Raw genomic sequence first — 14,031 nt, forward strand, 5'->3', positions numbered from 1 at the left:
GCTGGCGGCGAACAATCTCAACCTGGTCACGTTCGCCACACAGCAGTATTCGGCCGACGCCCGCTACATCTTCGCCGACGGCGCCGGCAATCCGGTGGTTCCCGACACGTTCATCCGGGTCTACATGGTCTATTCGAAGCTGGACGCCCCGGTCAGCGTCCCCGAGCAGAAGCTCGGGCCCCCGCCGGAGCGCAAGGGCCTGGTCGCCGTCGAATGGGGAGGATCCGAGCAGTGAGACCGTGCGGCTGAGGGGAACGGAGCGAGAGCGCAGGAGTCGAGTGCGAAGGCCGGGAGGCCGTGGAGTGTTGAGACGCGGGCGAGCGGAAGCGTGGGCGAGCCGGCAACAGGTGCGTGCGCGGTGTGAGAGGCGGAAGGGCGGATGTGAGAGATGGACGATGGTCGGATGACGGACGAGGGCCGAGGCTGTGATATGGCGTAGAGGCGGAGGAGTGCGGTGGGCACCGATCGACGGTGCCCACCGCTGCGTCGTCGGGTCTAGCGGGACTCGCCCTCCAGGCTCGCCCTGACCCGGCGCGCGGCCTCGACGAGATTGCGCAGCGCGGCCGTCGTCTCGGGGTAGGCCCTCGTCTTCAAGCCGCAGTCGGGGTTGACCCACAGCCGGGAGGCCGGAATCGACCGGACCGCCGCCTCGATGAGGTCCTCGAGCTCTCCGACCGACGGGACTCGCGGCGAATGGATGTCCCACACCCCCGGCCCGACTCCGCGGGTGTAACCGTGCACGGCCAGCTCGGGCAGGATCTCCATGCGCGAGCGCGCCGCCTCGATCGAGGTCACGTCGGCGTCCAACGCGTCGATCGCGTCGATGATTTGGCCGAACTCCGAGTAGCACAGGTGCGTGTGGATCTGCGTCGCGTCGTCGGCGCCCGACGTGGCCAGCCGGAAGGAGCCGACCGCCCAGGAGAGGTATCCTCCGTGCTCGGCCCCGTCCAGGGGAAGGCGCTCGCGCAGGGCGGGTTCGTCCACCTGGACGATCGGCGTGCCCTGCGCCTGCAGGTCGGCGACCTCGTCCCGCAGGGCCAGGGCCACCTGGTCGGCCACCTGGTCGATCGGCACGTCGTCGCGCACGAAGGACCACGCGAGGATCGTCACGGGGCCGGTGAGCATCCCTTTGACGGGCCTGTCCGTCAGCGACTGGGCGTAGGCCGTCCACTCCGTCGTCAGGGGGGCCGGCCGGGACACGTCGCCCCACAGGATCGAGGGACGGGTGCACCGGGTGCCGTACGACTGGACCCACCCGTGGCGCGTCACCGCGAAGCCGTCGAGCCGCTCCGCGAAATACTGGACCATGTCGTTTCGCTCGGGCTCGCCGTGGACGAGCACGTCGACGCCCAGATCCTCTTGCAGGCGGACGACCTCCCCGATCTCGGCGCGGATCGCCTCCCTGTACCCGGCCTCGTCGATGTCGCCGCGGGTGAAGGCTGCGCGCGTGGCGCGGATGGACGGAGTCTGAGGGAAGGAGCCGATCGTCGTCGTCGGCAGGAGGGGGAGGGCCAGGCGGGCGCGCTGCCGTTCCTCCCGCACGGCGTAGTCGGACCGGCGCCTCCAGGATTCGTCGACTGAGGCGGCGCGTTCGCGAACGTCGTTGCGCACGACGCCCGCGCTGCGGGAGCGCGAGGCCAGGACCTCCGCCGAGCGCTGGACCTCCGCCCGGATGGAGCCCCACCCCCGGGTCAGGCCCGAGGCCAGGGTGACGACCTCCCGGACCTTCTGGTCGGCGAAGGCCAGCCACTCGTGGAGGTTGCGGTCGAGTTCGGGGTCGTCCCAGGTCTCCACCGAGGCGTCGTAGGGGACGTGCAGGAGGGACGTCGTCGTGGCGACGCCCACTCCCGCCGCCCCCAGGTCGGCGAGGGCCCGGAGCGAGGCCGCGGCCGCCTCCAGATCCGCGATCCAGACGTTGCGTCCGTCGACGACTCCGCCCACCAGGGTCACGTCCGAGAAGTCGACCCCGGCCCCCACGTCGGGGTCGGCGAAGCCGGCGAGCTGGTCGGCGGGGGCGTGGATGGCCTCGACGCCCGTCTGGGTCAGGGAGGGGATGGCCTGCCGGGCGTCCCCGTAGGGCGTCGTGACGAGCAGTCGGGGGCGGCCGTCCACGGCTGCGAGCTGCTGCCACGCGCGGAATGCGGCCTCGACGAGGTCGCTGCGGTCGGCGGGCAGATTGTCGGAGGTGAGGGCGGGCTCGTCGAACTGGACCCAGGTGGCCCCCGCCGCGCCGAGTCCGGCGAGGAGGTCGGCGTAGGCGTCGACCACGTCCTCGAGCCGGTCGAGGGGCGTGTAGCCTTCGGGGGCCCCTTCGGCGGCCTTGGCCAGGGCGAGCCACGTCACCGGGCCGACGAGGACCGGCCTGACGTTCACGCCCGCCTCCCGGGCCTCCTCGTAGCGGTCGAGCACCGCGCGGTCCGTCAGGGCGATGGGCGTGTCCGGGCCGATTTCCGGCACCAGGTAGTGGTAGTTCGTGTCGAACCACTTCGTCATCTCCAAGGGCGCCGTCTCGTCGTCGCCCCGGGCGAGCGAGAAGTACAGATCGTAACCCGTGCGGCCCGCGAAGCGCGGAGGGACGGCCCCCAGGAGCACTGTTGCGTCGAGAACCTGGTCGTAGAGTGAGAACGACTCGGGGATGGAGGCGTCCTCGGTCAGCCCGAGCTCGGCCAGGCGCGCGTAGGAGGCCAACCGGAGGTTCCGTTCGACGGTCCTCAGCTGGTCGGCGGAGGTCTTCCCCGCCCAGTACGATTCGACGGCGCGCTTGAGTTCCCGTGAGGGGCCGATTCGCGGGTAGCCGAGGATCGTAGCCGAGGGGAAGGATGTCGATGTCATGTGGATTCTCCAGGGTGTCGGTTGTGTCGGTGAAGGGCCCGCGCCCACCGGAGCCGGCCTGCGGTCGGGCAGTCACGCCGCGGGGTCGAACAGTCCGATGCGCGCGAGCAGGCCCAGGGACGGCCTGGCCTTGTTGTAGGTGTACAGGTGCAGTCCCGGGGCCCCCGAGCCGAGCACGGCCCGGGCGACCCGCGCAGTCGCCAGGATTCCGGCCTGCACGGCCGCCTCGGCGCCTTCGGCGTCGCGCAGCGTCTGCGAGAGAGCCTGGGGAGGATCGATGCCCGTCAACTCCGCCGTGCGCGAGAGCCGTTCGATGTCGGTGGGGACGAGCAGCCCGGCCAGGATCGGAATGGTCACGCCCGCCCGTTTGGCGTCGTCGACGAAGGAGATGTAGACCTCGGGGTCCCAGAACAGCTGGGTGATGGCGAAATTCGCGCCTGCGGCCTGCTTGAGCAGCAGGCGTTCGACCTCTTGGGCGGGACTGGTCCCAGCTGCCGGATTCCCGGAGGGGAAAGCGGCCACGGCGATCGTCAGGGGGTTGACTGCGGCCCTCAGCGCCGCCGAGGCGTGGCGGGCGCATCGCCTGGTTTCCACGCTGCGTATGAGCGCCACGAGTTCCGTGGCGGAGGACACGCCGCCGGGGGGAGGGGACCAGTCGGGGTCGTCGATCGGGGGGTCCCCGCGAAGCGCGAGGAACGTCCGCACGTCGGCGTCGAGGTAGTCCTCGATGACGGCCTCCACCGTGCTGACCGACGTGTTGACGCAAGTCAGGTGGGCGATGGGGCTGACGGGGGTGTCACGACACAGCCGCGTGACGATGTCGCGCGCGCTGAAGCGGTCTTTGCCCGCCGCTCCGTACGTGACGGAGATGAAGTCGGGACGGGCGGGACGCAGCTCGTCGATCGTCCGCCAGAATCCGGCCACCCTCTCAGGGCGCCGTGGAGGCATGACTTCGAAGGAGACGGTCTGGGTTCGCCGGGCGGGAGGGGAATCGGCGCTTCGTGGAGGCTGCGAGTCCGCGGAGGGGGAGGGAGATCCGAGTTGAGACGAAAAGGGCACCATTGCGAGTCCTAGAGTGAGGGCTGCGGATCGCGCAGCGTCAATGACCTGGGGAGCTCATCTAGGCATTCGCGCGCGTGCGCCCTCACGCTTGGACGGATTCATTGCGCGCTTGATCGTCATGGCTCCAGTATGCACGACGGCCCGGCGATGGACGGACTCGCCCGGATAGTGAGATGGGCGCCGGGCGGAAAGACGCCGGGGCGGCGCATCGGCCGCCCCGGCGTGAGATCGATCGCGATCAGAGGCCGGACGTCAGCAGCCTCTGGAGGGTCGGCCAGATCGAATCGCCGCCGCTGCCTTGCAGGGGCTGGACGGCGTCTCTGTGGAAGTACCACCAGAAGTATCCGCCGGTGTAGCGTCCGCCGACCTTCTGCGCCAGATCCGAGTGCATGCCGTAGTAGTAGTTGGCGATCCTCTCCTTCTCCGACTTGTTCGGCGTGTCGCTCAAACCGTCGCTCGTGTCCTGGGCGCCGACCTCGCCGATGCCGAGCTGAGCTTTGGGGAAGATCTCGCCGAGCTTGCCGAGGGTCTGGGACAGGTCGCTCGAACTGGGGCGCTGGTGGGGGTCGCATGCGGTCTCGTAGACCGAGAGGAAGAGGTAGTCGACGTTCTTGAGCTTGGCGGGCATGGCCTGGGCGTAGGGGAGGGTCGCCTCCCACGAGTTCTGGTAGCAGTCCGAGCCCGACCAGTAGTTGAGGGTGATCGCCGTGCGCCCGCCCTTCGAGCTGATCGCATCGTAGGCGGCCTGCGCCTTGGCGTTGATCTCCCCGGGGGAGGAGCCGGCCCAGTCGCCGTTCAATTCGTTGCCGACCTCCCACAGGTCCACTTTGTCCCCGAACTTCGCCATGGCCTGCGCAGCGCGACTGCGGACGTCGGCGACGCTCTTCTGCGCCATCTCCTGGGAGTCGACGACCTGGACCATGACGTAGGCGTGGGGATGCAGGGCCTCGACGGCCTTGCCGTAGTTGTCGAGGCTCTCGTCCGAGTCCATGACGACTCGGACGGTGAGCTTCTGCGAGCTGGATTTGATGAGGTTGAGGGACTGGTTGAGGTTCTCGATCGAGTCGAGGGTAATCCCCCGAAGCGGTTTCGGCAGGTCGGGCGACGAGTTGGCCATCGCGCCTCCCTTCTTCTCGTTGGGGCGAGTGGCGACGAGGGTGGTGGGTGAGCTCATCGTCGCGGCCGAAGCTGATTTCGACCTCGAGGCCCCTGAAGTTGTGGACTTAGACGATTCGACGCCTTGCCGGCCCTCTCGGGCCGCACTCTTGGAGGGGCCTGACCTATGACCCCAGAAAACGAAAGCGCACGCTATAGCGGTCATGAAGGACATAAAGCATGCGATTAGTGGGATTATCTTTCTCTTGCCGTCCATACTCGACATTATTCCATGCCTCCGATGTCGTGTCGATCGAAAAATGGCATCATTTTACAGAACCTACGCCCTATGCGAAATCGGTTGCCCCGTGGGGGAGAACGATGTTATGGAAGCAGCCGTGCTATGCAGTGGAGCGGTCAGAGGAGGCGCGTCGAGACGCGGAAAAAGGGGGCCCGAAGGCCCCCTCGTCGATTTAAGCCGCAAGCTCGGTGGCGTGCAGCGCGTCCCAGGCTTCCTGGGCGGCTTGCAAACGGTAAGCCGCCCGCTCGGCGCGCGAGGCCGAAGCGGATCCATCGAGCGAAGCGAACTCGGCGCGAGCTGATTCGAGCTCGGCGGCAGCGCGGCTGAGGAGCCGCGCGTCCTTCTCCTCATTCATGTCTTCTCCTCGTGACTACAGAGCCGTGCTCCTTTTCTTCTCTACACATCCGGACCGCCGCCCAGGTGGCGCGGGACCCTTCCCACGCTCGCCGACGGGGTCTTTCGCGGGTTCGGCTGCATATGCCAATACGAAATATGTAGGGAAGCTATGGTATGCCCGATCGCATTTCGATTCATAGAGGAACTCGAGAATTCATGTGTGGTTCCCGTCATGTTCGCGGATCGCGCCGGCGCGCCGGGAGCCGACCGAGGGCGCAGGCGCCGTTGAGCGCAAAGCGAACGCTCGGGGGGACGGCCGGATCGGACGCGGGCGAGGCGGGTAGTAGTATTGCCGGGTCGAACCACCGGAGGCCTTCGCAGGGAATTCCGGACACTTTCGCAGGAGACTAGGCATGGCGGGCAGGCCATGCGGGATGGAGCACATGCACATCATCAGGTTTCTGGGCAAGCGCGAGTACGGCCTGGGCGCGACCGCCCTGGCCTTCATCGTGCTTCAGGTCTACCTCGACCTCAAGCTCCCCGACTACATGCAGACCATAACGACCCTCATCGTGACCCCGGGCACTGCGATGGGCAGGGTCCTCGGCGAGGGCGCCCTCATGCTCGGATGCGCTCTGGGCTCCATGCTGGCCACGGTGGTCACCGGATACTGCATGGCGGTCATCGGAACGTCCATGGCGCAGCGGATGCGCGCGGGCGTCTTCGACGCCACCCTCGATTTCTCCATGGCGGAGATCGGCGAGTTCTCCACGCCGAGCCTCATCACCCGCTCGACCAACGACGTCACCCAGATCCAGATGTTCGTCGTCATGGCCGTCCAACTGCTCGTCAGGTCACCGATCGTCGCCGTGTGGGCGATCCTCAAGATCTCGGACGCCAATATGACCTGGACCCTCGCGACGGGAGCGGCCGTCGCCGTCCTCTTGACCGTCCTCGGCGTGATCGCCGTCCTCGTCACGCCGAGGATGATGCGGATGCAGCGCATCACCGACGACCTCAACCGCGTCACCCGCGAGCACCTGTCGGGCCTGCGCGTCATCCGGGCCTACAACTCCCAGGGATTCCACGGGCGGCGGTTCGAAGCCGCCAACGCCGAGCTGACGGGCGCGAACACGTTCGTCAACAACGCCTTCGCCTTCCTCATGCCCTCCCTGACGGCGATCATGTCCGGCCTGTCCCTGGCGATCTACGTTCTGGGCGCCGTCATGATCGACGCCGCCACCGGGGCCGAGCGCCTGACGCTCTTCTCGCAGATGATCGTCTTCTCCGCGTACGCCCTGCAGATCGTCGGCGCGTTCATGATGCTGGCCTTCGTCTTCATCTTCATGCCCAGGGCGCGCGTGGCCTGGCGGCGCATCCGGGAGGTCCTGTCGACCGAGCCCGGCATCGCCGACGGCGCCGCCAGGGTGGGGCGCTCCAGGGCGTCGGGCGAAGTCGAGTTCCGGAATGTCTCCTTCCGGTATCCCGACGCCGAGGACGACGCCCTGAAGGACGTCTCCTTCACCGCCCGTCCGGGCCAGACCGTGGCCATCATCGGTTCGACGGGCTCGGGCAAGTCCTCGATCGTCAACCTCGTCCCGCGCTTCTACGACGTGCGCGAAGGCCAGGTCCTCGTCGACGGACGGGACGTGCGCGAATGGGAGCAGAAGGCGCTGCGCGACCGGATCTCCTTCGTCCCCCAGAGGGCTACCCTCTTCTCGGGGACGATCGCCTCGAACATCGACTTCGGCCGCGGCGCGCGGGAGGTGACCCCCCGGGACGTCGTCGAGGCGGCGGAGGCCGCCAGCGCCGTCGAGTTCATCGCCGCCAGGGAGGGCCGCTACGCCTCGGCGGTCGCGCAGGGGGGATCGAATTTCTCCGGGGGGCAGAAGCAGAGGCTGGCCATAGCGCGGGCGGTGGCGCGCGGCGGGGGCGTCATGATCTTCGACGATTCCTTCTCCGCCCTGGACTACAAGACCGATCGGGACGTCCGCGCCGCCCTGCGCCGGACGGCCGCCGACGCGACGGTCATCATCGTCGCCCAGAGGATCGGGACCGTGCGCGGGGCCGACCGCATCCTCGTGGTCGACCGGGGGAGGATCGTCGGAGCGGGAACCCACTCCGAGCTCCTCGAGACGTGTTCCGTGTACAGGGAGATCGCCCTGTCGCAGTTGAGCGAGGAGGAGCTGGCATGAGCGGGCAGGAGAGGGGCGTCCGCGCCCGGGAGGCCGCGGGGGGAGCCGGCGGGGACGGCGGCGCGCAGGACGCGCGGCGCCGGGATCTGGAATCCGTCGAGCGCGGACTGGCCGCCGCGGTCTCCAGCCGCGAGGAGGGGCTCGCCTCCGCCGGCAACGTCCACCGCGGCCGCAACGACCCGGGCGGCGGCGGCGGGGGCGCCGTCAACCGCCGGACGGTCGGCGCGATGGTGCCGACCGTCCGCAGGCTCCTGGCCTTCGCCCGGCCGGTGCGCTCCCTCATCCTCCTGGCCGTTCTCCTCGCCGCAGCGGGTTCCGTGATGACGGTCATCGCCCCCCGCTTCCTGTCGGACATCACCGACCAGATCCAGGCGGGCCTCTCGGGCTCCGTCGACATGGCCGAAGTGCGCCGGCTGATGGCCGTCTCCATCGCGATCCTCCTCGGCTCGCTGGCCTTAAGCGCCCTGGAGGGCGTGATCATGGTGCGGGCGACGCAGCGCACGGCCCAGGGGATGCGCTCGCAGATCGACCGGAAGATCGACAGGATGCCGCTGGCCTACTTCGACCGGCACCCCCTGGGCGACACGCTCTCGCGCGTGTCCAACGACGTCGACACGCTCTCCCAGACGCTCAACAACTCGGTGGCCTCGATCATCACCGGGCTGGTGACGATCGTCGGATCGGCCGTCATGATGTTCGTGACCGAATGGCGCATGGCGCTGGCGGGCATAGGCGCGGCGCTCGTCGGCGTCGTCCTCTCCGGCGCGCTCATGGGCAGGAGCCAGAGGTTCTTCGTCGCCCAGCAGCGTCAGCTCGGCGCGCTCAACGGCCACATCGAGGAATCCTTCTCCGGCCACGCCGTCATCCGCGCCTTCAACGCCGAGGCGTCCGCGCGCGAGGAATTCCACCGGCGCAACGACGCCCTCTTCGCCAGCGCCTGGAAGGCGCAGTTCCTGTCGGGGCTCATGTGGCCGTTCATGGTCTTCATCGGCAACTTCGGCTACGTGGTCGTCTGCGTGGTCGGAGCGGTCCTCGTGCTCGACGGCGCCGTCTCGGTGGGTGTGATCGTGGCCTTCATGGTCTACATCCGCATCTTCACCAACCCCCTCGGGCAGATCGCCGAGGCCGCCACGAGCTTCCAGAGCGCCGCGGCGGCCGGGCACAGGGTCTTCGAACTGCTCGACGAGGAGGAGATGGACGACGAGTCGGCCAAGGCCGCCGGCGTGCCGGCCGTCGCGGGGAAAGTGGAGTTCGACCACGTGCGATTCGGGTACGAGGACGGCGAGGAGGTCATCCACGACTTCTCCGCCACGGTCCGTCCGGGGCAGAAGGTCGCCATCGTCGGGCCCACGGGGGCCGGAAAGACGACCATGGTCAACCTCCTCATGCGCTTCTACGAGCTCTGGGGAGGCCAGATCCGCATCGACGGCGTCCCGACGACCGACCTCCGCCGCGAGGACCTCGACTCGCTGTTCTCGATGGTGCTCCAGGACACCTGGCTCTTCGAGGGGAGCCTGCGCGAGAACCTCGTCTACCAGAAGGAGGGCGTGACCCCCGAGCGCCTCGCCGAGGTCGTCGAAGACGTCGGCCTGACGGAGCTGGCCGCCCAGCTGCCGAAGGGATACGACACGGTCCTCTCCGAGCAGACGGCGCTCTCCGCCGGGCAGAGGCAGCTCGTCACGATCGCCCGCGCGATGATCGCTGACAACCCCCTGCTCATCCTCGACGAGGCCACGTCCTCGATCGACACCCGCACCGAGCAGCTCATCCAGGACGCACTGGACGCGCTCACGCGGGGCCGGACGTCCTTCGTCATCGCCCACCGGCTCTCGACGATCCGCAACGCCGACGTCATCTTCGTCATGCGCGACGGCGACATCGTCGAGACCGGCAGCCACGAGGAGCTCCTCGCCCAGGGCGGCTTCTACGCCGAGCTCTACAACTCGCAGTTCGACCAGGCGACCTGAGGGCCGCCCGGACGGCGGTTCGCCGGCCGGTCTACTCCCGGGCGAGGAGCCCGCGGGGGTTTCCCCGGTTCGCCCGCAGCGCCGCCGAGACGTTGACGGCCGCCGCTGCGGCGAAACCGCCTGCGACGACGGCCGCGAGCGGGGGCCAGACCAGGGAGCCCTCAGCGGGCAGTCCCGTGGCCGACAGGGCGCGGGCCGTCATCGTCGAGACGAGGAGGGTGAAGCCCGTCGAGAGCAGGAACACGGTGGCGGAGGTGAGCGCCGCCTCTCCCACCGCGGCGCCCAGCACGGTCCTCCGGCTCGCCCCGGCCACGCGCAGCGAGGCGAAGTCCGCGATCCGCTGGCGGCGCGACAGCAGCATCTGGCACGCCGTTCCGACGAGCCCGATCGCCACCGGCGGAGTCAGGCAGATCACCGTGTCGACGGTGTTGAGCCGCTCGGCCTGACCGCTGGCGTCGATCGCTCGCTGCCACGTGCCGATCATCCCGGTGAACAGGCCGGCCACACCCGCACCCGCGAAGAAGGGGAGGGCGGCGCGCGTCGTGCGCTTCGGATACGCCGAGCTCTGGCGGCAGGCCGCGAACCACGCGGGACTGGCCGTCGCGGGCACGGCACGGCCGAGGAGAGCGTTGACGCGGGGGAAGACCCAGGGGGCTCCGGCGGCCACGGCGCCGACGGCCAGGACCCCGGACCCCAGGATGGCGTTGAAGGCGGAGTCGATCGCGGCGCCCGGTTTCGCGGCGAACGCGGAGGAGCCCGTGGAGACCGCGCCCGCGGCCAGCGCGAGCGCCAGCGCTGCGCGCGTCCTGCTATGGCCGCCTGGCTCCGGAACGGCCTCGCGCAGGGTCGGCCCGGGGAGCACGCGCGAGGCAGCGACGGCGGGACGCACGGCTCCAAGGGCGCCCGTAAGGAAGACGGCGCCTAAGGTCGCGCCCATGGCCGCGGGGTCGACCGGGACGTCGATCCCGCTGAGCCCGGCCGCCTCGAGGATCATGCCGACCGTCGCAGGCAGCAGGGGGATCGAGGCCGCGGTACCCAGGGCGCCCGCCGCCAGAGCGGAGGCGGAGAGCATCCCGATCACCACGCCCCCGCTCTGGCGCGGGCTCGCCCCCGCCAGGCGCCACTGGACGATGCGTCCCGCCATGTTCCCGACGGTGCCGGCGCCCAGGCCGCCCAGGACCACGATCGCCGGGACGACGGTGAAGGACATGACCATGCAGGCGAACACGACGTCGTCGGCCACGGCGTAGTCGGGGTGCGCGGCGCGCCAGGCCTCGCCCTGCGATCCGATCGTCATGGAGAGGAACGTCATGCAGGGATGGAGGAAGGCGGCCGTGGTCGCGACGACGATTCCCGGGCCGAGCATGGACCACGGATCGCTTCTCAGCTCGCGACGGCTCAGGGAGAGGAGGCTGCGCATTCTACGCATTCCGGCCGGCCTCCTCGGCGGCGGCCAGAACGTCGCCGGGAGCCGGACTGGTGAGCCGCCGCCTGATGAGGCCGTCCCGCATCACCAGCACGACGTCGGCCATGCAGGCCGCCGCGATGTCGTGCGTGACCATGACCACGCTCCGATCCGCCCCCGGGTATCCGCGGAGGACCTCGAGCACGGCCCGGGAGGAACGGGAGTCCAGGGCGCCGGTCGGTTCGTCGGCGAAGACGACCTCGGGCCGCTGATAGAGGACCCGGGCGAGGGCGACGCGCAGCCGCTGGCCGGCGGAGAGCTTGGCGGGCAGCGCGCCGGCGCGCTCGCGGACGCCGAGTCCGGCCAGGATGGAAGCCGCCCGCGATGCGTCGACGCGCCTTCCGCGGAGCCTGTCCGGCAGCAGCACGTTCTCCTCGGCCGTCAGCGATTCGACGAGGTTGGAGCTCTGGAAGACGAAGCCGATCCTCGTGCGGTAGAGCTCGGCCAGCTTGGAGGACGGCATCGAGGCCATGTCCGCGCCGAAGCCCCGGAGTCTGCCGCCGTCGGGCCTGTCGAGGCCCGACAGGCAGTACAGGAGGCTGGTCTTCCCGCATCCCGAGGGCCCGACGACGGCCAGCATCGTGCCCCGTGGAATCGTCACGTCGATGCCGCGCAGCACCTCGACCCGGTCGCCCGTCCGCGGCGATCCGAAGGATCTGGTCAGCCCTTCCGCCGCGATGAGCGGCTGATGCGATGGTGTCATGGCCGCCAGTCTCCCCGGTCGCCGACGCGGTGCGCATCCGGGTTCGCCCTCGCGGATCTGAGGGATAACCCTCGTCTTCCGGCGCCTGTGAGACGGCAGGCGGCGCCGCCTGGGATGATGGATTCGTGGAAGAGGAACGCGTCGGGCCCTTCGCCCCGCTGCGCAGGCCGCCGCAGCGCCTTCTGGCCAGCGCCCTGCCGTGGCTCGCCGTCCTCTACCTTGTCACGAGTCTGCTCCTGGCGGCGGCGTCCTTCGCGTGCCTCATCGCCTTCCCCCTGATCCCGCTGTGGGGGCGCGTCCTCGGCTGGGTCGAGGAGTGGAGGGCGCGTGCCCTCCTGCCGGAGGGCCGCGACGAGCCGCCGCCGGGCTGGCGCGACGCGAAGCGGTGGATGTGGCGCGTGCTCACCTGGAGGCAGACCGCCCTCGTCCTCGTGAACGCCTCGGCGGGTTTCCTCGTGTTCTTCCTGATCACGGCGGCGTTGACCGCGTTCGTCTGCTCCCTTCGGCTGGCCGCCGGCCTGGGCGTGCGGATCGGCGGCGAGAGGATCGTCCTGGCCGGACCGCATCCGGCGTGGGCGACGATCGCTTTGTCCCTTCTGGCCGTCGCCTGCAACGTCCTCCTCGTCTACGCGCTCGTCGCCTGCGCCCTGGCCCAGGCGTGGGTCTCCCGGGGTCTCTTCCGGGCCGACACCGAGGCCATGGAACGGCAGATCACCCTGCTGTCCCAGCGGAACCTCGGGCTGGTCGAGGCCTTCGAGGCCGAACGCCAGCGGATCGAACGCGAATTGCACGACGGGGCCCAGCAGCACCTGGCCAGCGCGGCCATACAGCTCGGTCTGGCCCAGGCCGGCCTGGCCGGCCGATCGGCCGCCGACGGGCATCTGGAGGCCGCGCACGGCGAGGTGGAGGCGGCCTCGGCCGCCATGCGTCGCGCCCTGGCCGGGCTGCGCCCGCGCACGCTCCTGGAGAGGGGACTGGGCGCCGACATCTCGGAGATGGCGGCGGGCGCGCCGATCTCCGTGAGCGTGCGCTACGACGTCCCCGGCCGCCTCGATCCCGCCGTCGAGGCGAGCCTCCACTTCGTCGTCAGCGAGTTCCTGGCGAACGCGTACCGGCACGCCGGGGCCTCCTCGGCCCGAGTGTCCTTCGACTACGCCGGAGGCCTCCTCTCCGTCGACATGAGCGACGACGGCGTGGGCGGCGCGGACCCGCGCGGCGGGACCGGGATCGTGGGGATGGCGAACCGCATCAGGCTCATGGGCGGGCAGATGAGCCTGGACAGCCCTCCGGGAGGGCCCACGCGGCTGCGCGCGTCGTGCCCCGCGCCGCTCGCAGCGGAAGAGGACCGTGCCTCCGGCCGTGGGCACCCGCCGCTCGCAGCCGCCCGGCCGGAGAGGGGAGGGGAGTAGCCGTGCGCATCGCCGTGGCCGAGGACGTCGTCCTCATGAGGCAGGGGATCGTCGCCGTGCTGGCCGGCGGCGGCCACGAGGTGGTCTGGCAGACCGGGACGGCCTCGGACGTCCTGTCGAGGTTCCGCCAGGCCGAGCCCGACGTCCTCGTCACGGACGTGAGGATGCCGCCCGGGCACTCCGACGACGGCCTGCGCGCCGCGCTCGGCGTGCGCGAGGAGTTCCCGGACGCCGGCATACTCGTGCTCTCCCAGTACGTCGGCAACGAGTACGCGCGCCGGCTGCTCGCCGGCGCCCACGGCAACTCCGGCGGAACCGGCTATCTCCTCAAGGAGAGCGTCGGGCGGATCTCGCAGTTCCTCTGCGCGGTCGAGGAGGTCGGGGCCGGGGGAGTGAGCATCGACCCCCGGGTGGTCACCGAGCTCTTCGCTCGCCCCGCGGCCTCGCCCCTGGACGAGCTGAGCCCCCGGCACCGCGAAGTCCTCGAGCTCGTCGCCCAGGGGAGGACCAACGCCCAGATCGCCCGGGAGCTCTACGTGTCCCGCGCGACCCTCGAGCGGCTCGTCTCGCAGATCTTCGTCTCCCTCGGGCTCTCCGAGCAGGACGGCAACAGGCGAGTGCTGGCCGTCCTCGAATACCTCAGGAGTCCGGCTCGCTGACCGGCCG

At 70.0% G+C, this 14,031-nt stretch carries 10 protein-coding genes and 1 pseudogene; 5 read left to right on the top strand and 6 right to left on the bottom strand.

Going from position 1 to position 14,031, the window contains the following annotated elements:
- Positions 1-235, top strand: a pseudogene (locus HMPREF0043_RS11475) (hypothetical protein); the annotation flags it as partial.
- Between the two features lie 260 nt (positions 236-495).
- Here the strand turns inward: HMPREF0043_RS11475 and metE are convergent.
- The 4 genes from metE to HMPREF0043_RS05005 all read right to left on the bottom strand — a co-directional run bounded on the left by metE (position 496) and on the right by HMPREF0043_RS05005 (position 5,645).
- Positions 496-2,832, bottom strand: coding sequence for a 5-methyltetrahydropteroyltriglutamate--homocysteine S-methyltransferase (metE, locus tag HMPREF0043_RS04990; protein ID WP_021601820.1), 2,337 nt, complete (start codon positions 2,830-2,832; stop codon positions 496-498).
- Between the two features lie 72 nt (positions 2,833-2,904).
- The gene (locus tag HMPREF0043_RS04995) at positions 2,905-3,780 is read right to left on the bottom strand and encodes a methylenetetrahydrofolate reductase (RefSeq protein WP_040317897.1); all 876 of its coding nucleotides are present in this window, start codon (positions 3,778-3,780) and stop codon (positions 2,905-2,907) included.
- A gap of 352 nt (positions 3,781-4,132) precedes the next feature.
- Positions 4,133-5,068, bottom strand: a complete 936-nt coding sequence (locus HMPREF0043_RS05000) for a hypothetical protein (protein WP_051317446.1) — start codon at positions 5,066-5,068, stop codon at positions 4,133-4,135.
- A gap of 394 nt (positions 5,069-5,462) precedes the next feature.
- The gene (locus HMPREF0043_RS05005; RefSeq protein ID WP_021601824.1) at positions 5,463-5,645 is read right to left on the bottom strand and encodes a hypothetical protein; all 183 of its coding nucleotides are present in this window, start codon (positions 5,643-5,645) and stop codon (positions 5,463-5,465) included.
- 394 nt (positions 5,646-6,039) lie between these two features.
- Between HMPREF0043_RS05005 and HMPREF0043_RS05010 the strand changes: the two genes are divergently transcribed.
- Both HMPREF0043_RS05010 and HMPREF0043_RS05015 read left to right on the top strand, forming a co-directional pair.
- Entirely contained in the window at positions 6,040-7,821 is a 1,782-nt protein-coding gene (locus HMPREF0043_RS05010; RefSeq protein ID WP_232206038.1) for an ABC transporter ATP-binding protein, read from the top strand.
- Positions 7,818-9,788, top strand: a complete 1,971-nt coding sequence (locus HMPREF0043_RS05015) for an ABC transporter ATP-binding protein (protein ID WP_021601828.1) — start codon at positions 7,818-7,820, stop codon at positions 9,786-9,788. The genes HMPREF0043_RS05010 and HMPREF0043_RS05015 overlap by 4 nt, the downstream gene beginning before the upstream one ends.
- A gap of 31 nt (positions 9,789-9,819) precedes the next feature.
- On the opposite strand, the gene HMPREF0043_RS05020 is transcribed toward HMPREF0043_RS05015, so the two are convergent.
- Both HMPREF0043_RS05020 and HMPREF0043_RS05025 read right to left on the bottom strand, forming a co-directional pair.
- The gene (locus tag HMPREF0043_RS05020; protein WP_156897520.1) at positions 9,820-11,217 is read right to left on the bottom strand and encodes an FtsX-like permease family protein; all 1,398 of its coding nucleotides are present in this window, start codon (positions 11,215-11,217) and stop codon (positions 9,820-9,822) included.
- Positions 11,210-11,956: an ABC transporter ATP-binding protein gene (locus HMPREF0043_RS05025; RefSeq protein ID WP_021601830.1), complete on the bottom strand. Its 747-nt coding sequence runs from the start codon at positions 11,954-11,956 to the stop codon at positions 11,210-11,212. The genes HMPREF0043_RS05020 and HMPREF0043_RS05025 overlap by 8 nt, the downstream gene beginning before the upstream one ends.
- Positions 11,957-12,081: 125 nt before the next feature.
- Between HMPREF0043_RS05025 and HMPREF0043_RS10195 the strand changes: the two genes are divergently transcribed.
- Together HMPREF0043_RS10195 and HMPREF0043_RS05035 are read left to right on the top strand one after the other, a co-directional pair.
- The gene (locus HMPREF0043_RS10195; RefSeq protein ID WP_021601831.1) at positions 12,082-13,365 is read left to right on the top strand and encodes a sensor histidine kinase; all 1,284 of its coding nucleotides are present in this window, start codon (positions 12,082-12,084) and stop codon (positions 13,363-13,365) included.
- A gap of 2 nt (positions 13,366-13,367) precedes the next feature.
- Complete coding sequence (locus HMPREF0043_RS05035) at positions 13,368-14,024, top strand: response regulator transcription factor (RefSeq protein ID WP_021601832.1); 657 nt, start codon at positions 13,368-13,370, stop codon at positions 14,022-14,024.
- Positions 14,025-14,031 lie beyond the last annotated feature (7 nt).

The organism is Actinobaculum sp. oral taxon 183 str. F0552 (assembly GCF_000466165.1).
Classification (GTDB): domain Bacteria; phylum Actinomycetota; class Actinomycetes; order Actinomycetales; family Actinomycetaceae; genus Peptidiphaga.

What these genes read in the sequence shown, in the direction of transcription:
- metE (WP_021601820.1), bottom strand. Translation starts at nt 2,832, where the DNA reads ATGACATCGACATCCTTCCCCTCGGCTACGATCCTCGGCTACCCGCGA.
- HMPREF0043_RS04995 (WP_040317897.1), bottom strand. Translation starts at nt 3,780, where the DNA reads ATGCCTCCACGGCGCCCTGAGAGGGTGGCCGGATTCTGGCGGACGATC.
- HMPREF0043_RS05000 (WP_051317446.1), bottom strand. Translation starts at nt 5,068, where the DNA reads ATGAGCTCACCCACCACCCTCGTCGCCACTCGCCCCAACGAGAAGAAG.
- HMPREF0043_RS05005 (WP_021601824.1), bottom strand. Translation starts at nt 5,645, where the DNA reads ATGAATGAGGAGAAGGACGCGCGGCTCCTCAGCCGCGCTGCCGCCGAG.
- HMPREF0043_RS05010 (WP_232206038.1), top strand. Translation starts at nt 6,040, where the DNA reads ATGGCGGGCAGGCCATGCGGGATGGAGCACATGCACATCATCAGGTTT.
- HMPREF0043_RS05015 (WP_021601828.1), top strand. Translation starts at nt 7,818, where the DNA reads ATGAGCGGGCAGGAGAGGGGCGTCCGCGCCCGGGAGGCCGCGGGGGGA.
- HMPREF0043_RS05020 (WP_156897520.1), bottom strand. Translation starts at nt 11,217, where the DNA reads ATGCGTAGAATGCGCAGCCTCCTCTCCCTGAGCCGTCGCGAGCTGAGA.
- HMPREF0043_RS05025 (WP_021601830.1), bottom strand. Translation starts at nt 11,956, where the DNA reads ATGACACCATCGCATCAGCCGCTCATCGCGGCGGAAGGGCTGACCAGA.